This is a genomic window from Notoacmeibacter ruber (genome assembly GCF_003668555.1).
Taxonomy (GTDB): Bacteria; Pseudomonadota; Alphaproteobacteria; order Rhizobiales; family Rhizobiaceae; genus Notoacmeibacter; species Notoacmeibacter ruber.
In genome coordinates, this window is sequence record NZ_RCWN01000001.1 from 1770873 (window position 1) to 1790556 (window position 19684).

Below are 19684 nucleotides of genomic sequence, written 5' to 3' on the forward strand. Positions count from 1 at the left end.
ACCGCCGCCTGAAATCAGGCGTGAACACCCTCAACATTCCACAAATCAAAGAAATGGTGAACCGGCCCGTTACCGCGGCCGATCGAAAGCTCGTCAGCGGCGGCGATCGCCCGGGAAAGCCAGTCGTGAGCCAGCCTGACGGCTGTTTCCAGATCGGAGCCTTTTGCCAGCTCGGCGGCGATGGCCGAGGACAACGTGCAACCGGTGCCGTGCGTATTGGTCGTATCCAGCCGTTTGGCGCGGAAAGCACTGGTCGCACCCTCTTGCCGGACCAGAAGATCGGTGCAGATCGGCCCGCTGGCATGCCCGCCCTTGACGAGAACCGCGGAGCAGCCTTCAGCGAGAAGGTCCCTGCCCTGATTTTCCATCTCGGCTTCGCTCGTCGCCTCGCTGGCTGCCGCCAGAACGGCAGCTTCCGGCAAGTTCGGCGTCAATAGAGTTGCCAGCGGGAACATGTGCTCGCGCAAAGCCGTCACGGCATCTTCTGCCAGAAGCCGGTCGCCGGATTTCGCAATCATGACCGGATCGAGGACGATGGGGCCGGTATAGTCTGCAATGGCCTCTGCGACCGCTCTCGTCAGTTCCGCCGTCCCCAGCATGCCGATCTTGATCGCGTGGACATCGATATCCGAAAGAACGGCCTTGATCTGGCCGACCACGATTTCCGGCCTGATCGGCTCGACTGCGGTAACACCAACCGTGTTTTGCGCGGTGATCGCGGTAATGGCCGAGGCGCCATAGACCCCCAGCGCGCTGAATGTTTTCAGATCGGCCTGAATGCCGGCGCCGCCGCCCGAATCCGAACCTGCAATGGTCAACGCTGTCGGCGTCATTGGGGTAAGCATACCTTTGCTGCTTCTGCTAATGTAGCATCCCTTGTTGCACAGGATGTTTCTATGAAAAAGGGCCGGTGATCGTTCACCGGCCCCGCTTCGTCGGAATGCTGCTTTTATTGTGGAAGATCGCCTTCCATCCCTTCGACATAGAAGTTCATGCCAAGCAGCGTACCGTCATCGGCGCGCTCCCCTTCAGCAAGAAACTCCGAACCGTCCTGCTTGCTCAGTGGTCCGCTGAAGGGCTCGAGTTCGTCGCCGGCGATCTTCTGCTCGGCTTCTTCGGCGTCTGCCTTCACGTCATCGGGCATATTCGTATACGGCGCCATTTTGACATTGCCTTCGGCAAAGCCGTGCCAAGTGTCGGACTGCTCGTAATTGCCTTCCAGCAGCGCTTTCACGCGTTCGACATAGTAAGGGCCCCAATCATCCACGATGGCGGTGAGCTGGGTTTCCGGTCCGAAATTGATCATGTCGGATGCTTGGCCGAACGCCTTGATGCCACGCTCGGACGCCACCTGCATCGGGGCCGTGGAATCGGTGTGCTGGGTGATGATATCCGCACCCTGATCGACCAGAGCCTTGGCCGCATCGGCTTCCTTGCCCGGATCGAACCAGGTGTTGGCCCATACGACATTGACCTTCACGTCTGGATTGACGCTCTTGGCACCGAGAAAGAAGGAGTTGATGCCGCGAACGACCTCCGGGATGGGGAACGAGGCGATATAGCCGATCGTGTTGCTCTCCGTCATCTGGCCGGCGATGACGCCCTGGACGTAACGTCCCTCGTAAAATTTTGAGTTGTAGGTGGAGACGTTGTCGTGTTCGCGCTTATAGCCGGTGGCGTGCTCGAACTTCACGTCCGGGAACCGACCGGCGACGGCATTCGTCGCATCCATATAGCCGAAGGAGGTGGTGAAGATGATGTTGCAGCCCGAGCGCGCAAAACGCTCGATCGCACGCTCGGCATCGGCGCCTTCCGGCACGCTTTCGAGAAAGGCCGTCTCGACCTTGTCGCCAAGCTGCTCTTCGAGCTGCTGGCGGCCCTGGTCATGCTGGTAGGACCAGCCGAAATCGCCAACCGGTCCGACATAGATGAAGCAGGCCTTCACCTTATCCATCTGAGCGGATGCACCGCCTGCCGTAGCGAGGATGAGAGCCGCTGAAGCAGCCAATAGAGTACCGAGTCTTTTCATATGCAGACCTTTCTGTGATTGCCGAAAAGGGACGAACCTAGCGGTCCGGTACGAAGGGTTGGCCTAGACAGGCCGGAGTGTTGACCATTGCAAGCCGTCTGTTCTGTGAAATCAGCACCAGAACGATGACGGTTGCAAGATAAGGAAGCGAAGAGAGGAACTGGCTCGGCACTGCCTTCAGTGCGCCGATCATCGTGTCGAACGGTGCCGGCAGGCCGGAAATGGTCGACAGGCTCATGGCCTGCACCTGGAGCTGGCCAATCGTGATTGCGCCGAAAAGCCATGCGCCGAGAAGAACGCGGACCGGACGCCACGACGCGAATACCACCAAGGCCAGCGCAATCCATCCGCGCCCGGCCGTCATCGCCTCGACCCATTGCGGCGTGTAGACGAGGCTAAGATAGGCGCCCGCAAGCCCGGCGCATGCGCCGCCGAAGGCAACGGCCGCGTAGCGGATCAGGATCACGGGCAGGCCGAGGGCATGCGCCGACACATGGCTGTCGCCGACCGCACGCACTTTCAAGCCGGCCTTGGAATGGAAAAGGAACCAGGCCACGGCCACCAGCAAAACCAGGGAAAACCAGAAGATCGGATCGAGACCGAGAAAGACCGGGTCCATGCGGACGCCGGGCTGCCCCACATAGGCTTCGCCGATCTGCCCGGAGACGCCGAGCCCCAGAAGAGTCAGCGCCAGACCCGTGGCCACCTGGTTGGAGGCCAAGGATAGCGTGAGAAACGCGAAAAGCTGCGAGAACAGCGCACCGACCACAATCGCCGCCAAAGCGCCGAGCATGGGGGAGCCGGTGGCAAGAGCGACGGCAAAGCCGGTCACGGCTCCCATCGCCATCATGCCTTCGACCCCGAGATTGAGAACACCGGCGCGCTCGGCGACGAGCTCTCCTATCGCGGCAAGGAAGAGCGGCGTGGCTGCGGTGGCAATGGAAATGAGGATCGCTTCAAGCATGGCGGCCTGCCTCCGGAACGGCGCCCGCTGCCGGGTCGATGTCGCGCTTCTGCTCCGGCCCGACCGTAGCGGCAGGCGTTTCTGCCCCCTCCCCGCTTCCGCCGGACCGTCGTTTCAGGCCGATACGATATTGAATGAGCGTATCGCAACCGAGCACGAAAAAGAGGATCATGCCCTGAAACACGCGAGCGATCTTGTCGGAAACGCCGAGCGAAATCTGAGCCGCCTCTCCTCCGAGATAGGAAAGTGCGAGCACAAGCCCCGCCAGAATAGCGCCTGCTGGATTAAGCCGGCCGAGAAACGCGACGATGATGGCGGTAAAGCCGTAGCCGGGTGAAATGATCGGACGCAACTGGCCGATCGCGCCGGACACCTCAATGATACCGGCGAGACCCGCAAGGGCACCCGACAGAAGAAAGGCAAACATCGTCATCCGACCCGGGGAAAAACCGCCGAACCGTGCCGCGCGCGGGCTCTGCCCCGTGACCCGAAGCGCAAAACCCCGCCGCGTCTTGGCCAGCATGAACCAGAGCGCCAGCGCAATAACGACCGCGACGGCGAAGCCCCAATGAGCGCGGCCCGACGCATAGTCGATAGCCGGCATCGTCGCCTCCGGCGAAAACCGCACCGTTTGCGGAAAATTATAACCCGCCGGATCGCGCCACGGACCGCGAACCAGCCAATCCAGAAACAACTGTGCGACGTAGACCAGCATCAGACTGGTCAGGATTTCACTGGTTCCGAATTTCGATTTCAGAAGGCCAGGGATCGCGCCCCATAGCGCGCCACCCGCCATGCCGAGAAGCAACATCAGAGGCAGCGTGAGAATGTTGCGAAACTCCGGCATCAGAACCGGTACTGCGGCGCCCGCGATGGCGCCCATCACCAATTGGCCCTCAGCGCCGATATTCCAGTTCCCGGAGAGGAACGCGATACAGAGGCCGGCCCCGATCAGGATGAGAGGGGTCGCTTTCACGGCCAGTTCGTGTAGCGACCAACCCTCCGTCAGAGGCTCGACGAAATAGGCATAGAGCGCCGCACCGGGATCCTTGCCGATGGCGACAAAGAGGATGAACCCGGCAATCAATGTGAGCGCCAAAGCGATGAAGGGCGAAAGCGCGGCAAAGACCGGCGACGGATTGGGGCGTTTTTGGAGCGCGATCATAGAAGCGCCTCGTTCAGCTCTGTATGGTCGGGGTCGGCGCCTCCCATGAGAAGACCGATCCTTTCACGCGTCGCCTGCTCGATAGGCACGGGATGCGACAAGCGTCCATGATGCATCACGGCGATGGCATCGGCGATCTCGAAAAGTTCGTCCAGATCCTGACTGATCGCCAGCACCGCTCCGCCGCGGCGAGCAACATCCACCAGAGCGGCCCGGATACGCGCAGCAGCACCGGCATCGACACCCCATGTCGGCTGATTGATGATGATGAGCTTGGGATTTCGGTCCAGTTCGCGACCGACCAGAAATTTCTGCAGGTTTCCACCCGAAAGAGCAGAAGCCTGCGGGTCCGGTGCACCCTTGCGAACGTCCATGGCCTCCGAAATCTTTGCGGCGACCGATTTCAGTTTCGTTTTCAAAATGTTGCCGATCGACCCGGTGAAAGAGCCACGATCGGTCCCGTGCCGGGAGAGAAACAGATTGTCGGTCAAGGGCATCGCAGGCGCCGCGCCGTGGCCAAGCCGCTCTTCAGGCACGAAAGCCGCGCCGAGAGCCCGCCGGCCTTCAATGTCCATCTGACCCGCCGGTGCGCCATCAATCGAGACCATATCGGCCTTGGCCTGCAGCACCTCACCGGAAAGCGCCTCGAAAAGTTCGCCCTGGCCGTTGCCGGCAACACCCGCAATCCCGATCACCATGCCAGCAGGAACGGACAGATCGATACCATTCAGCGGCACCGCAAAGGGCGATGCCGCCGGCAACGAAAGCGCATTTAATTGGAGGAGGATGCGGTTGTCGCCGGCTGCGGTCGCGCCGCTCCGCGAAAAACCGGCAACTTCCTCCCCCACCATCATTGCAGCCAGACTGGAAGCGGTTTCATCGCTTGGCGTGCAATGAGCAACGACCTTGCCATGGCGAAGAACGGTCGCGCGGTCGCACAAGCGGCGCACCTCGTCCAGCCTGTGGCTGATATAGAGGACGCTCCGGCCCTCCCCGCGCAGTCGCTCCAGCGTTTCGAAAAGCTTCTCCGCCTCTTGCGGCGTCAGGACCGACGTGGGTTCGTCCAGAATGATCAGCTCTGGATCCTGCATCAGGCAGCGGACGATCTCGATACGCTGCCGTTCACCGACGGAAAGCTCGCCGACAAGCGCATTCGGATCGATCGGCAGTCCATAGACCTCCGAAATCTCTCGGGCCTTTTGCCCGATCGCGCCGCGCCCGGTGCCGCCCCCCTCGAAGGCAAGGGCGATATTCTCGCCGGCGGTCAGCGCTTCGAAAAGCGAAAAATGCTGAAAGACCATACCAATGCCGAGGGACCGCGCCTCGGCCGGTGTATGAATATGGACCGGCTCGCCTTCCCAGCGGATCACTCCCTCATCGGGGCGAAGAGAGCCGAAGAGCATTTTCACGAAGGTCGATTTCCCGGCGCCGTTCTCACCGAGAAGGGCATGAATTTCCCCAGGCTGAATAACGAGGTCGACGTCGTCATTGGCGAGAAGTGAACCGAAGCGCTTGGTGAGCCCTTCCACCGAGAGCATTGCCGTTTCGTTGCTCATTTCCCCCTGCAAGATCGTCAGCTTCCCTCTTTACCGCTTCCGTGCGGCCTTGGTTCAGGCACATAAGCTTCAAGGTTCCTGCATGGCCAGCTTCCGGTCAAGAGAAAACTGCCGTAGAATTTTGCAGTGCACAAAATTATGGCAGGCTTTACCGGTTGAAGTCCATGCGCCGGGCTTTGGCGAGACGTCTCTCCCGCGCCCAGATGAACAGCCCTGCACCGCTGACCACGAGAGCCCCGGCGATCGTAAGCCCGTCGGGATACTGGCTGAAAATCAGTGCGCTCCACAAGGCCATCCAGATCAGGAACGAATAGGAAAATGGCGTCAGTACACCGGCCTCGGCAAAGCCGTGTGCCCGCGAGAAGATCTCATGGCCGCCCCAGCCGAGCAAACCGATGCCGAAGAGGAGAACCCATTCGAGTGGCTGATCCGGCTGCTGCCAATAATAGATGGCGAAGGGAGCAAGGACGATCGTGCCGACAAGACCGCCGTAAAACTGCATGGTCGTCGGCGATACTGTTCCGGAAAGCCGCCGCGTCAGAAGCGCATACATCGCCATACAGAACGGCGTGAAGATCGAGATGAGCACGGCCCAGTGCAGATCGGCGCCAAACGGCCGGATTGCGACCAGAAGGCCACCGAAACCGACCATGATGGCGGACCATCGCCATATTCCGACGCGCTCTCCGAGTATCGGGCCGGAAAGAGCACAGACGATGATCGGGGCGGAGAAACCGATGGTCGCGGTCAGAGTCAGTGGCAGGTAGCGAACCGCGATGAAGTTGGAGACAGACGAGCCGATCAGGAAAAGCGCCCGCGTGACGACAAGAGCCGGCTTTTCGGTGGCGAACCGTTCGATGGTCAGTCCGCCGCGACCGATGAGCCCGATGGTTAGAACAAGGTGCACGGCATACCGCATGAAGGCGATCTGCAGTGCAGCGAGACCCGCCTGCCCCATCCACTTGGCGCTCGTATCGACGGCGGAAAAAATAGCGTACGCCGCCAGTACCATGAGGATCGCCAGTGTCAGACGATCCTCCCTTTCGCGTGATGCCAGCCCAACCATGCGCTCTACTCCGACCGATTCAGCCCAGCCTGCTCAGCACCTTGGTCAGACAAAAGAGGACTTTGACCCTCAACTGCCCCGTTCTATCTCGTCGTGCAATACGCAAATTTCGAAAGGCGGCGAGCGATGAAGCTGGTGCGATACGGCGAAAGAGGCAAGGAAAGGCCGGGGCTGATCGACGCTGAAGGAACCTTGCGTGACTTGTCCGGGCAGCTCGGCGATATCACAGGCGCAATCCTGGCGCCGGAAAGCCTCGCCCGCATCGCCGCGCTGTCACCGACAGACCTGCCGCCCGTTGAAGGCACGCCCCGGTTGGGGCCGCCGGTCGGCCAGGTTGGCAAGTTCATGTGCATCGGCCTCAACTATGCCGATCATGCCGCCGAGACCGGATCCGACCTGCCCGAACACCCCATTCTCTTCATGAAGGCGACGAGTGCCATCAATGGTCCTCATGACGATGTGGTTTTGCCGCGTGGCTCGAAACGGTCCGATTGGGAGGTCGAGCTCGGCGTGGTGATCGGCAAGGCGGCCAAATACGTTTCCGAAGCCGATGCTCTCTCTCACATCGCGGGCTATTGCACGATCAATGACGTTTCCGAGCGGCGTTTTCAGGGCAGATTGTCGGGCCAGTGGACCAAGGGCAAGAGCTGCGACACCTTTGGGCCGATCGGCCCCTGGCTTGTGACTCCCGACGAAGTGCCTGATCCGCAGAATCTTTCTCTGCGATGCACCGTCAATGGCGAAACTATGCAAAATGGCTCGACGCGGACAATGGTGTTCACGGTCGCCCAGATTATTGCTCATCTGTCCGAGCTTTTCACGCTTCACCCCGGCGACGTGATCGCCACCGGCACACCGCCCGGTGTCGGCATGGGCAGGAAGCCCGAACCGGTCTATCTCAAACCGGGCGACGTGATGGAGCTCGAAGTGGAAGGGCTCGGAATTCAGCGCCAGACCGTTCGGATGGACGAGGCACCGCGATGAGTTCGATTCTGGTGTTCGGCACCCCATCGAAGGAACGGATTTCTGCCATTCAGAAGCGTACCGGTGCGCCGGTGTACCACGTCGAAGGGCCGGATGACGCCACGCTGCCGCAATTGTTGCAAAGTGAAGCCGACAAGATTGAAATCCTCGCCGTCTTTACACATGGAATCGACGCCGATCTGATTGGCCAGTTCCCGAACTTGCGCATGATCGCCAATTACGGCGTCGGTTATGACGGCATCGATATGCGGGCTGCGACAGACAGAAGGATCGTCGTCACCAACACACCCGGAGTGCTGGATGAAGATGTAGCGGACATGGCCGTTCTGCTTCTGCTCGCGACCGTGCGCGGGCTGCTTCCGGAAGATCGTCTTGTTCGAAACGACGGATGGCGCAAGCGGCAAAGGAGCCAATTGCGACCGTCGGTTCATCGGATGACGATCGGCATGCTCGGTCTCGGCAATATAGGAATGGCGATCGCCCGGCGGCTGGAGGCTTTCGGCTGCACCATTCTCTACCACACCCGGCATAGCAAAGCGGTGGATTACGATTACCACTCCGATCTGAATGCGATGGCGCGGGCCTCCGACGCACTCATCGTGATCATACCCGGCGGCAGGGAGACACACCATCTCGTCGATGCCGGTGTTCTCGAAGAGCTCGGCGAAAACGGCTATCTCATCAATGTGGCGCGTGGCAGCGTTGTCGATGAACCGGCGCTGATCGCGGCACTGGAAAACGGCACGATCGCGGGGGCGGGCCTCGATGTTTTTGCCGATGAACCGAATGTGCCGTCTTCCTTGCGGAGCGCCGACAATGTGGTTCTAACACCGCACATCGCCAGCGCCACACCCTTCTCGCGCGATGCAATGGCGGATCTTCTGATTGAGAACATTCAGAAATTTCTTCAGGAGGGCAGAGTGATCACGCCGGTGCGCGAGAGCATGGATTATGCACAGATGGCCGAACGATAAACGCTTGGCCTTGCAGTCCCCGGCATCTTCATTGAAAGCTCTGCGGGATTGACGATCGACCGGAACTGGAGAGCCTTGGTGGCCAAAATCCTTCTTCTCAACGGGCCGAACCTGAACCTGCTTGGCGACCGGGAGCCGGACGTCTACGGCCATGAGACCCTGGCGGACGTGGAAGCCTCCGTCCGCGCCATCATGACGGAACATGGCCACGAACTACGCGCCGAACAGTCCAATCGCGAATATGAGCTGATCGACTGGGTGCACGAGGCGCGCGGCAACTGCGACGCCATCATCATCAATCCCGGCGCTTTCACACACACATCCATTGCGCTGCTGGATGCTCTCAACGCCTATAGCGGCCACGTGTTCGAGGTGCACATCTCCAACATCCACAAGCGCGAAGAATTCCGCCATCATTCCTATATCAGCGGTCGTGCCGATGGAATCATCGTAGGATGCGGCGTACAGGGTTACGACCTTGCGGCGCGTCGGATTGTTTCAGTTCTCGCGGCAAAAGGCTGAACCGGATACCTGAATGAACACCCTGCTGATCGTCTACCATTCGAAAACCGGGGGCACTCGGCAGATGGTGGAAGCGGCAGCCGACGCGGCGCGCCGTGAAGATGTGGATTTAGTGGTCAAAGCGGCCGAAGAATCCGGCTCTGAGGACATCCTGGCAGCGGATGGCTACATCTTCGCCGCACCGGAAAACCTCGCCGCGATCGCCGGGATGATGAAGGATTTCTACGACCGGACCTATTACGATGTTCTGGCCAAGATCGAAGGCCGGCCCTATGCGCAAATGGTCTGCGCGGGAACGGACGGGGAGAATGCGGCCCGGCAGACCGCGCGGATCGCCCAGGGTTGGCGGCTGAAAGCCGTGGCGGAACCGCTTATCGTCTGCACTCACGCCGATTCCAGAGAAAAGATCCTGTCAGACAAGACCATTCCGAAGGACGAACTCGATCGTTGCGCCGAACTTGGCCAGACACTCGCTGCGGGGCTCGCGCTGGGCGTTTTCTGAAGGCTGCTAGCCGAGCGCATAACCTTCGCCGCGAACGGTGCGGATCGGATCCTCACCGCCATGCTGGCGCAGCGCTTTGCGAAGCCGGCCGACATGCACATCGACTGTCCGCGTTTCCACGTCCAGATCATGTCCCCAGACCCGGTTGAGAAGCTGTTCGCGGCTGAAGACCCGCCCCGGCCGTTCGATCAGAACAGACAGAAGGCGAAACTCGGTCGTGCTCAGCGAGATGCGCTGGCCACTTCGCTCCACAAGATGCCGACCGGCATCAAGGATCAGATCATCATGCTCAAGCCGCTCGCCAACCGAAACGGGATGCGTCCGCCGAAGCTCCTTGCGGATCCGTGCAATCAGTTCCGCAACGGAAAATGGCTTGGTGATGTAATCGTCCGCGCCGATATCGAGGCCGCGCACGCGATCGCCTTCCTCCGTGCGGGCAGAAAGCATGATGACCGGCGTATTGCGGCTCTCGCGCCCCGACTTGATCTGGCGGCATATCTCGATGCCCGATATGCCCGGCAGCATCCAGTCCAGAACGACAAGATCCGGCTGGGTCTCGGCCAATCTCTCCAGCGCCTCGTCGCCCGTCTCCGCCAAAAGGACATCAAACCCTTCCGCAACGAGGTTGTAACGCAGAACCTCGCGCTGGGCCGGCTCGTCCTCGACAATCAGAATGGACGCGCGGCTACCCATCAGATTTCCGTCTCGGAGTTCTCGGCCATGTGGACCGGAGCGTTCGCCTTCGGCCGGTCATCGGACGGCAATTCACCGGAGACCAGATAGATGGCCTGTTCGGCGATGGACGTCACATGATCGCCCATCCGCTCGATGTTCTTGGCAATGAAATGCAGATGCATGCAGGCCGAGATGTTCCGCGGGTCTTCCATCATGAAGGTCAGGAACTCGCGGAAGATGGCATTGTACATCTGATCGACTTCGAGATCGCGATGACGCACCTTCTCGGCCAGAGCCTGGTCCTGCCGAATATAGGCATCCAGCGCATCGGACAGCATGACCAGAACTTCGTTCGACATGCGCTGCAAGGAACCGGTCGCGCCGTTGACCGGGTTCATTTCGGCCAGAAGGCTGGTGCGTTTGGCCATGTTCTTGGCATAATCGCCGACGCGTTCCAGGTTGCCGGCAATCTTCATGACCGAAAGGGCAAGCCGCAGGTCGGAAGAAACAGGCTGCCGCAGCGCCACGAGCCGCGCGCAGTCCTCATTGACCTCCTGCTCCAGCTCATCGATGGTTCGATCGTCCTGGCGAACGCGATCGGCAAGTTCAAGATCGCGAGTACGCAGAGCCTGGGCGGAATTGCGGATAGCGTTTTCCACGCACCCGCCCATACGCATGAGCTTGGCCTGGATCGTCTCCAGATCCCGGTCGAAGGCAGATGAAATATGCGGTTTCTCGTTCACGGGGTCCTCGCTCAGCCGATACGGCCGGTAATGTAGCTCTCGGTGCGCTTGTCATCCGGTGAATTGAATATCTTCTCCGTATCACCGTATTCGACAAGATCGCCCAGATGGAAGAAGGCGGTCTTCTGGCTGACACGCGCAGCCTGCTGCATGGAGTGGGTCACGATCACCACACAGAAATTCTGTCGCAATTCATCGATCAGCTCCTCGATCTGAGCGGTTGCGATCGGATCGAGTGCCGAGCACGGCTCATCCATCAGGAGAACCTCGGGCTGCGTGGCCACCGCGCGAGCGATGCAAAGGCGCTGCTGCTGGCCGCCCGACATGCCGGTGCCGGATTCCTTCAGCCTGTCCTTCACCTCGTCCCAAAGCGCCGCACGCCGCAAAGACGCCTCGACCACATCGTCAAGCTCCGACCGGTTCTTGGTCATCCCATGAATGCGGGGGCCGTAAGCCACGTTGTCGTAGATCGACTTGGGAAACGGATTGGGCTTCTGGAAAACCATCCCGACACGGGCGCGGAGCTGAACCGGATCGACCCGCTTGTCGTAGATATCCTCGCCATCGAGAAGGATGTCTCCCTCGATCCGTGCAATATCGATCGTGTCGTTCATGCGGTTCAGGCACCGCAAAAAGGTCGATTTGCCGCATCCCGACGGTCCGATGAAGGCCGTGACCGTCTTATCGTCGATATCGACGTTGACGTCCTTGATGGCGTGGTTGTTGCCGTAAAAGACATCGACCGAACGAGCGGCGATCTTAGCCGTATCGGCTGCCGATTGTGTGACGGGCTTTGACGACTGTGCCGTTTCCGTATGAGCCATAGCGTCCATGACGTTTCCGTTGATTTGAGGTTACCAGCGACGTTCGAAACGACGCCGCAAGATGACGGCGAGAATGTTGATCGTGAGCATGAACACCAGCAACACGATGATGCCACCCCAGGCCCGCTCATAGAAAGCGGGGTCGGCGCGCTTGCTCCACTCGTAGATCTGCGCCGGCAGGGCCGAGTTCGGAGAGACGAACCCATCGAGAAAGCCGTCGGGATAGTTCGATGCGATATAACCCACCATGCCGATCAGCAGCAAAGGAGCTGTTTCTCCCAGCGCCTGCGCCAGGCTGATAATGACGCCGGTCAGAATGCCCGGCATGGCGAGCGGCAGCACATGCTGAAACACCATCTGATTGCGCGATGCGCCAATGCCGAGCGCGGCCTGGCGGATCGACGGGGGCACCGCCTTGAGCGCGGCGCGCGCTGGGATGATGATCTGCGGCAGGCTCATCAGCGTCAGCACGAGGCCGCCGACCAGAGGGGCCGATTGAGGAAGGTTGGCGAATTGAATGAAGGCAGCCAGACCAAGAATACCGAAGACGATAGAAGGGACTGCCGCCAGGTTGGAGATATTCACCTCGATGAGATCGGTGAATTTGTTCTGCGGAGCGAACTCTTCCAGATAGATCGCGGCACCAACCCCGATCGGCACGGCAAGGACGATCACCACGAGGATCATGAAAAGCGAACCGAGCAGTGAAACACCGACGCCCGCCTCTTCCGGCCTGTTGTCGGACGCATCCGACCCGGTGATGAAGTCCAGGTTGAACTTACGCTCCACCATGCCGCGCTCTTCAAGCGAATCGGCAATATCCAGATGCTCGGGCGTCAGGACCATGCCGCGCTCGACCGAAGCCCGGTCGACGCGCCCCTTGAAGTAGCCGTCGACGCGGCTTGAGGCCAGCAGGTCGAACTCGACGGTCTTGCCGACAAGGTCGGGGTTGCTCAGGACCTGATCGCGGACATGAGACGCCGCGCCATCGGACAGAAGATCGGCCAGATCGCCACTATCTTCGAAAGATGTCTGGATACCGTTGGCCGCAAGCGCATCGACAAGGCCTTTCTCGATCAGCGGCTTGTAGCCGAAGGTCGAGACTTTGCGCATTTCCGATGCGTTTCGATTGCCGGTCTTGTCCAGCGTCGCCTCTGGCAGCGCGACGGGAATGGTCACATAGGTCTGCGTAAAAGCGGGCAGCCCATTATAGATGATCGACCCGAGGAGAATTACGAGGAAGAGAAGCCCGGTGAGAACGGCGCCGAGCCCAAGCGCCTTGAACCAGGCTTCATTCCGCCGACGCTTTTTCAGCAGCGTGTCGGGTTCGAGAAGAGAGGTGTGGCCGTTTCTTGCTGTCATCGGTGCGGATACCGTCATGTCACTCATTCATATTGCTCCCGATAACGGCGGACGATGGCAAGCGCCACGATGTTGAGACCGAGTGTGACCACAAAGAGGGTCATGCCGAGCGCGAACGCCACGAGAGCCTCGGGGCTGGCAAAGTCGGCGTCGCCCGTCAACTGGCTCACGATCTTGGCGGTCACCGTGGTCATGGCCTCGAAAGGGTTGAGCGACATGCGCGCCGCCGCGCCTGCGCCGAGCACGACGATCATCGTTTCGCCGATGGCGCGCGAAGCCGCCAGCAGGATCGCCCCGACAATGCCCGGCAGAGCCGCCGGAAGGATCACTTTCCGAACGGTCTCGCTCTTGGTGGCACCGAGCCCGTAGGAGCCGTCGCGCATCGCCTGCGGCACGGCATTGATGACGTCGTCCGAAAGGGAGGACACGAACGGAATAAGCATGATTCCCATAACGAGACCGGCCGTGATGACGGCGGTGTCACTGGGCATCCAGCCGAGCCCGCCTCGACCGAAAACGGATGAAAGGGCCGGCCCGACGATCAAGAGGGCAAAAAGACCGTAGACGATGGTCGGAATGCCGGTCAGCACCTCAAGAAGCGGCTTGGCCAAAGAACGAAATTTCGGGTGCGCGTACTCGGCCAGATAGACGGCGGAGAAGAGCCCGAGAGGCACGGAAACAAGCAGCGCGATGAATGAAATGTAGAGCGTACCCCAAAGGAGCGGCAAAATGCCCAACTCCGAGCCGCCGCCGAAACTTGGGCTCCAGATGAGACTGAAGAAAAATTCGTCGGCCGGATAGATCGAAAAGAACTCGATCGTGTTGAAGAGCAGGGAGAGGACAATTCCGAATGTCGTGAAGATCGCCACGCAGGCGGCCGCCACCAGAAGACCCCTCACCCCCATCTCTGTCCGGTTACGGGCGCGAAGGTCGGGGTTCGTGGCCATGAAACCATAGACAGCGCCGGCAAGCGCCAGAAGAATGACCAGCCCGGCTTCAAGAAGATGGCCGGTTGAAGACGCAGAGTAATGCAGGCGCGCAGATTCAAGGATCTGCGGGGGAACGTTCGAGAGAACCGGAATATCCGTGCTTTCCAGACGCCGACCGAGATCTTCGCGATCGAGACGATCGACTTCTCCGACCGAGATCTGGTCCGAAGCGATCACCGTGCCGATGGCATCGGCGACGCGGCGGACTTCACTCATCGCCAGCGAGCGCTCGCCCGACGTGTCGTATTGCTCACCAGACAGATGAGATGCGGCCATGCGGTCGACGACGACAGGCTGCAGGGCGCTCCATGCCAGCAAGACGAAAAAGGCAGGCACGACAGCGAAAAGAAGCGCATGCATGCCGTGATAGTGCGGGAGCGAATGCATCCGCCGGCGGTCACCATCCGCCAGACGCAAGACCTTCTGGCGGGACACGAAAAAGGCAATAGCAGCGATAGCGGCGATAGCCAGGAAAAGCGTTCCGAAGCTCATCACTTCTCCTTAATCGGAAAGGGATGCGGACCGGGTGGAGGCCCGGTCCGCAGAGTGCTCTATCACAAGCACCGATTAGGGCGGAGCAACCTGTGATTAGTTGCTGGCCGGCTCCATCGTCGTTTCGTTCTCAACGGTCGCCTGGACGTCCGCGAGATCCGGGGTCGGGACCAGGCCGTAATCAGCCAGCGGGCCACCAGAACCTGCGATCTCGTCGGAGACGAAGAAGGAGGCGTATTCCTTCAGGCCCGGGATCGTGCCGATATGCGCCTTCTTGATGTAGAAGAAGAGCGGACGGCTGACCGGATACTCACCGGACGCAATGGTCTCGGTCTTCGGCTCGACGCCGCCCATGGTGGCGACTTTGAGCTTGTCGGCATTGTTCTCGTAGAAAGACAGGCCGAACACGCCGATGCCATTCGGGTTGGACTGAATGCGTGCAAGTGTCTCGGTGTAGTCGCCGTCAATGTCGACTGACTTGCCGTCTGTACGGACGGACATGCACTGATCTTCGGCAGCGTCTTCGTCCATGCCGCCATCGGTGAAGGCCTTCATGGCGCCACTGTCTTCACAGCCCTGAAGCAGGACTTTCTCTTCGAAGACTTCCCGGGTACCGTGTTTCGTGCCCGGAATGAAGGCGGCGATATCGGCATCCGGCAGCTCGGAATTGAACTCCGACCAGCTGTTGTAGGGATTGTCGACGACTTCGCCGTCCTTGACGACCTTGGCCGCGAGCGCGTTGAAGATGTCTTCCGGCTCGAACGCGGTGAAGGCCGGGCCGTCCTGCTGGCTGGCGAAGACGATGCCGTCATAGCCGAACTGAACTTCGATGATCTCGTTCACACCGGCTTCGGCACATGCCTTGATTTCTTTTTCGCGGATCTGGCGCGAGGCATTGGCGATATCGATGGTGTTCTCGCCGACGCCTTCACAGAAGCGCTTGAGACCAGCGGAAGAACCGCCGGATTCAACGACCGGGGTCGGGAATTCGAAGTTTTCGCCGAAGGCTTCGGCAACGATGGAGGCATAGGGCAGAACCGTCGAGGAACCGGCAATCTGAACCTGGTCGCGCGCCATGGCGGTCGTCGCGGAAAGGGCAGTCGCAGCCGCGGCAAGCACGGTGAGTTTGGCGATAGACATTGGAAGTCGCTCCACTGTGGTTTTTTCGTCCGGGGATCGCACAAGAGTTTGTTGCACTCCCCTTGCGGACGGAGTCCCTAGTGGGGGTTTGTAACAGTGGCGTGACACATTCCGGAATCATCTTCGGAAGACCAGGAGCCCATCATTCAGCCGGCAGAAGAACCGTAAACGTGCTTCCCTTGCCGACCTTCGAAGCGATCCGAAGCCAACCGCGATGGCGGCGAATGATATGTTTGACGATGGCAAGCCCAAGGCCCGTCCCGCCGACCTGCCGCGAGCGGTGCCGGTCTACGCGATAGAACCGTTCCGTCAGTCGGGCAATATGCTCCTGACCGATCCCCCGCCCCGTATCCGTGACAGCGACACGGATAGCCGGGCCTCGCAAAAGGGCCGCGTGATCCTCTCGCGTGACGTTGATCGTCACCGTGCCGTTTTCATCGCCATACTTGATGGCGTTCTCGATCAGATTGTTGAAAACCTGGCGAAGCTGATCGGCATCGCCAAGAAGAAACGCCGGTGCATCGCAGCCCTGCAGGACAAGCGATATGCCCCGTGCTCCGGCATGATCGGAGAGGCTGCGCCTCGCCGCCTCGATGACATCGCAGAGGTTGAGACGCTCTCGCCTTGTGATGACGTCGGCGTCTTCGAGGCGATTGAGAGACAGGAGATCGGACACGAGGCGGCTCATCCGGCTGGTCTCTTCGGCCATCATGCCGAGAAAGCGTCCCCTCGCCTCCGCATCGTTCTGCGCTGCGCCGGAAAGCGTCTCGATCAGGCCGGAAAGGGCAGTCAGCGGTGTCTTCAATTCGTGGCTGACATTGGCGACGAAATCGGACCGCATCCGCTCGGCGTCGTGAGCCTCCGTCTGGTCGATCAGCGCGATAACTGCGCCTGCTTCGTTTCGCGGCGAAGCGGTCAGCGAGAAGATCCGTTCCTTCTCGTCGATTGGTCGCCGCAGTTCGGCCGCCTGCGAGGGGCGTCCATTGATGGCGGCCTCCACCTGCTGCACGCAGAAAGGTTCGCGAATAACCGTCATGTAGTGACGGCCCACCATGGCGGCACCGAAAAGCGACTGTGCCGGCCCGTTCAATTCGAGAATATGACGGTCGCCATCCACGACGATCAGAGGAATCGGGACAGCTTCGATGACGTCAGTGGGCATGAAATGAGGCACAATCCGAGTTTTGTATCGCAGCGGCAGGATAAACACAGAAGAGCGAAACGAAAGGCGCAGTTTTCAAATTGCGCGCCCCTTTTTCGTTTCGGCCTTCCGACAATTCTGAAAATCTGTTCGGCAATTGGCGATATCCTTTTGTGGCCGCATATGCTCCACAGACGAGGAACGAACATATGGACGACGTATCATGCAGGAATATTACAGTCCGGTCGGCGGACTGCCGGGACGTGACCAACTCCTGACAGGCCGGGCAATTTTCACGGACGCCTACGCCGTCATTCCGCGCGGGGTCATGACGGACATCGTCACCAGCCGCCTGCCGAACTGGGACATGACACGAGCCTGGGTACTGGCTCGCCCGCTGACCGGCTTTGCCGAGACCTTCAGCGAAACAATCCTCGAAATCGCCCAGGGCGGCGGCTCAAGCAAGCCCGAGCCCGACCCCGATGCGGAAGCGGTCCTCTTCGTTCTTTCCGGCAGCGGTCATCTGAAGGCGGATGGCGAGGATTTCGAGCTCGCAGAAGGCAGCTACGCCTATCTCGCGCCGGGCTGCGAATGGTCGTTGCTGGTCGGCAGCAACGCTGCCCATCCACTCAAATGCGTTTGGATCCGCAAGCGCTACGAGACCATCGAAGGTGTTGCACCTCCTCGGTCTTTCGTCACGCGCGATCAGGATGTCCAGCCGACCTCCATGCCGGGCTATGACGGCGCATGGTCGACGACCCGTTTCGTCGATCCCGACGATGTCGCCCACGACATGCACGTCAACATCGTGAACTTTGCGCCGGGTGCCTCGATCCCCTTTGCCGAGACCCATGTGATGGAACACGGGCTCTATATGCTCCACGGAAAGGGCGTCTATCGGCTGAACGGTGACTGGGTCGAGGTGGAGGCCGGAGATTTTCTCTGGTTGCGGGCGTTCTGTCCGCAGGCTTGTTATGCTGGCGGCCCCGCTCCCTTCCGCTATCTTCTCTACAAGAACGTCAATCGGCATATGCCGCTCTCCCCCGGCCGGTAGGAACGCCATTCGCGCTCCCGCCAGCCGAAGGGTTGCGGATCAGTGGCGCGGAGTTTCCAGCGGAACCCCTTCTGGCGGCACCGTCTCGGTAACGACCGTATCCACCGGTTCATCGCCGGCGAGTTGCTCAGGGAGGATCAGGTTGAGGACGACGGCGATGAAGGCAGCCGGCACCAGTCCGGACGTCATCAGCACCCGGAGCCACTCCGGAAGATACTGAACCGCATCCGGCTCAAGCTGAAGGCCGAGACCAATCGACAGGGCAACGGCGAAGATCACCATGTTGCGACGGTTCCAGAGAACCTCGGCAAGCATGGAGACCCCGGCCGAAACCACCATGCCGAACATAACGATAACGCCGCCCCCCAACACTTCGATCGGAATGGTGCGAATGACGGCGCCAACCTTCGGAATGAGGCCGCAGACGATCAGGAAGATCGCGCCGATCGTCACGACATGTCGGCTCATCACGCCGGTCATGGCAATCAGCCCGACATTCTGGCTGAAGGACGTATTCGGAAAGCCGCCGAAGATACCAGCGACAGCCGTGCCGATACCGTCGGCATAGGTCGCACCCGCGACTTCCTCATCCGTTGCTTCGCGCCCCGCACCGCCCTTGGCGATACCCGAGACGTCGCCCACGGTCTCGATGGCGGAAACAATCGCCATCAGGCAGAAGCCGACAATTGCCGCCACCGACAGTTCGAAGCCGTAACGGAAGGGCTCGGGCAGAGCAAAGGCGGCCGCGCTCTGCCAGGAATTGCCGATCCCCTCGAGCGTGACCATTCCGAGTAGAAGCGCATAGATATAACCGGCGAACAGGCCGATCAGCACAGCGGAGACGGCAATCATCCCGCGAGTGAAGAATTTCAATATGAGGGTCACGACGATCACAACCATCGCGGCCGACCAGTTCAGTGCCGAGCCATATTCAGGCGTGCCGATCGCTGGAACGCCGCCGGCGGCATATTGAATGCCGACGCGGATCAGGGCCAGCCCGATCAGCACCACCACCAGCCCTGTTACCAGCGGCGGCAGCGCAAAGCGTATCCGCCCGATGATCAGGCCGAGACACGCATGGAAGATGCCGCCGATCAAAACGCCCGCAAACAGCGCCGCGAGACCGTCAACGCCCTTGCCGGCCACAAGAGGAATCATGATGGGTAGAAAGGCGAATGAGGTTCCCTGCACGACCGGAAGACGCGCCCCTACCGGCCCGGCGCCGATTGTCTGCAGCAGGGTGGCGATACCGGCAAACAGCATCGACATCTGTATGAGATAGAGAAGCTCCGGGAAGTCCGGCGAATTGGAGCCGAAACCGAAACCGGCAGCCCCGGCCACCACGATGGCAGGGGTCACATTCGAAACGAACATCGCCATGACATGCTGGATTCCGAGCGGAATAGCCGTGCCGAGCGGTGGCGTGTAATTGGGATCCCTGAGTTGGGCGGGTGTCCCGATCGAGTGGTCTGCCATAAGCGATATCCCCTTCTTTCGCCGTT

Annotated in this window: 17 protein-coding genes and 3 pseudogenes; 5 read left to right on the forward strand and 15 right to left on the reverse strand. The window is 60.3% G+C overall.

Features of this window, described 5'->3' with window-relative positions:
- Positions 1 to 14 precede the first annotated feature (14 nt).
- From thiD to D8780_RS08440, 7 genes and pseudogenes are all read right to left on the reverse strand, one after another.
- Positions 15 to 845, reverse strand: coding sequence for a bifunctional hydroxymethylpyrimidine kinase/phosphomethylpyrimidine kinase (gene thiD, locus D8780_RS08415; RefSeq protein WP_245412304.1), 831 nt, complete (start codon positions 843 to 845; stop codon positions 15 to 17).
- Between the two features lie 104 nt (positions 846 to 949).
- Complete coding sequence (locus D8780_RS08420; RefSeq protein ID WP_121645192.1) at positions 950 to 2029, reverse strand: BMP family ABC transporter substrate-binding protein; 1080 nt, start codon at positions 2027 to 2029, stop codon at positions 950 to 952.
- Positions 2030 to 2066: 37 nt separating this feature from the next.
- Positions 2067 to 2201: pseudogene (locus D8780_RS16050) on the reverse strand (ABC transporter permease); the annotation flags it as partial.
- A gap of 65 nt (positions 2202 to 2266) precedes the next feature.
- A pseudogene (locus D8780_RS08425) lies at positions 2267 to 2993 on the reverse strand (ABC transporter permease); the annotation flags it as partial.
- Between the two features lie 121 nt (positions 2994 to 3114).
- Positions 3115 to 4158: pseudogene (locus D8780_RS08430) on the reverse strand (ABC transporter permease); the annotation flags it as partial.
- On the reverse strand, positions 4155 to 5714 hold the full coding sequence (locus tag D8780_RS08435) for an ABC transporter ATP-binding protein (protein WP_121645195.1): 1560 nt from the start codon (positions 5712 to 5714) through the stop codon (positions 4155 to 4157). The gene D8780_RS08435 and the pseudogene D8780_RS08430, both read right to left, overlap by 4 nt.
- A gap of 148 nt (positions 5715 to 5862) precedes the next feature.
- Positions 5863 to 6780, reverse strand: a complete 918-nt coding sequence (locus tag D8780_RS08440; protein WP_121645196.1) for a DMT family transporter — start codon at positions 6778 to 6780, stop codon at positions 5863 to 5865.
- A 126-nt stretch (positions 6781 to 6906) separates the two neighbouring features.
- Between D8780_RS08440 and D8780_RS08445 the strand changes: the two genes are divergently transcribed.
- The 4 genes from D8780_RS08445 (at position 6907) to D8780_RS08460 (ending at position 9762) form a co-directional block, all read left to right on the forward strand.
- A complete protein-coding gene (locus D8780_RS08445; RefSeq protein WP_121645197.1) occupies positions 6907 to 7764 on the forward strand; it encodes a fumarylacetoacetate hydrolase family protein in 858 nt (285 codons plus the stop codon).
- Positions 7761 to 8738 carry a 2-hydroxyacid dehydrogenase gene (locus D8780_RS08450; RefSeq protein ID WP_121645198.1) on the forward strand — a complete coding sequence of 326 codons (978 nt, stop codon included), beginning with the start codon at positions 7761 to 7763 and terminating at the stop codon, positions 8736 to 8738. Before D8780_RS08445 ends, D8780_RS08450 begins: the two co-directional genes overlap by 4 nt.
- Before the next feature lie 78 nt (positions 8739 to 8816).
- Positions 8817 to 9260, forward strand: coding sequence for a type II 3-dehydroquinate dehydratase (aroQ, locus tag D8780_RS08455; protein ID WP_199699572.1), 444 nt, complete (start codon positions 8817 to 8819; stop codon positions 9258 to 9260).
- Positions 9261 to 9273: 13 nt separating this feature from the next.
- Positions 9274 to 9762, forward strand: coding sequence for a flavodoxin family protein (locus tag D8780_RS08460; RefSeq protein WP_121645199.1), 489 nt, complete (start codon positions 9274 to 9276; stop codon positions 9760 to 9762).
- A gap of 6 nt (positions 9763 to 9768) precedes the next feature.
- On the opposite strand, the gene phoB is transcribed toward D8780_RS08460, so the two are convergent.
- From phoB to D8780_RS08495, 7 genes are all read right to left on the reverse strand, one after another.
- Positions 9769 to 10455: a phosphate regulon transcriptional regulator PhoB gene (gene phoB / locus D8780_RS08465; RefSeq protein WP_199699573.1), complete on the reverse strand. Its 687-nt coding sequence runs from the start codon at positions 10453 to 10455 to the stop codon at positions 9769 to 9771.
- Positions 10455 to 11180: a phosphate signaling complex protein PhoU gene (gene phoU / locus D8780_RS08470; protein WP_121645201.1), complete on the reverse strand. Its 726-nt coding sequence runs from the start codon at positions 11178 to 11180 to the stop codon at positions 10455 to 10457. Before phoU ends, phoB begins: the two co-directional genes overlap by 1 nt.
- Before the next feature lie 11 nt (positions 11181 to 11191).
- Entirely contained in the window at positions 11192 to 12013 is an 822-nt protein-coding gene (pstB, locus tag D8780_RS08475) for a phosphate ABC transporter ATP-binding protein PstB (protein WP_245412305.1), read from the reverse strand.
- Positions 12014 to 12034: 21 nt separating this feature from the next.
- Positions 12035 to 13384, reverse strand: a complete 1350-nt coding sequence (gene pstA, locus D8780_RS08480; protein WP_199699635.1) for a phosphate ABC transporter permease PstA — start codon at positions 13382 to 13384, stop codon at positions 12035 to 12037.
- A gap of 5 nt (positions 13385 to 13389) precedes the next feature.
- Entirely contained in the window at positions 13390 to 14847 is a 1458-nt protein-coding gene (gene pstC / locus D8780_RS08485; protein WP_121645203.1) for a phosphate ABC transporter permease subunit PstC, read from the reverse strand.
- A 96-nt stretch (positions 14848 to 14943) separates the two neighbouring features.
- Positions 14944 to 15987 carry a PstS family phosphate ABC transporter substrate-binding protein gene (locus tag D8780_RS08490; protein WP_121645204.1) on the reverse strand — a complete coding sequence of 348 codons (1044 nt, stop codon included), beginning with the start codon at positions 15985 to 15987 and terminating at the stop codon, positions 14944 to 14946.
- A gap of 142 nt (positions 15988 to 16129) precedes the next feature.
- Positions 16130 to 17149: an ATP-binding protein gene (locus D8780_RS08495; RefSeq protein WP_147440298.1), complete on the reverse strand. Its 1020-nt coding sequence runs from the start codon at positions 17147 to 17149 to the stop codon at positions 16130 to 16132.
- Between the two features lie 202 nt (positions 17150 to 17351).
- On the opposite strand from D8780_RS08495, the gene D8780_RS08500 reads away from it, so the two are divergent.
- On the forward strand, positions 17352 to 18182 hold the full coding sequence (locus D8780_RS08500) for a bifunctional allantoicase/(S)-ureidoglycine aminohydrolase (RefSeq protein ID WP_121645206.1): 831 nt from the start codon (positions 17352 to 17354) through the stop codon (positions 18180 to 18182).
- Positions 18183 to 18221: 39 nt separating this feature from the next.
- On the opposite strand, the gene D8780_RS08505 is transcribed toward D8780_RS08500, so the two are convergent.
- Positions 18222 to 19658: a uracil-xanthine permease family protein gene (locus D8780_RS08505; protein WP_121645207.1), complete on the reverse strand. Its 1437-nt coding sequence runs from the start codon at positions 19656 to 19658 to the stop codon at positions 18222 to 18224.
- Positions 19659 to 19684 lie beyond the last annotated feature (26 nt).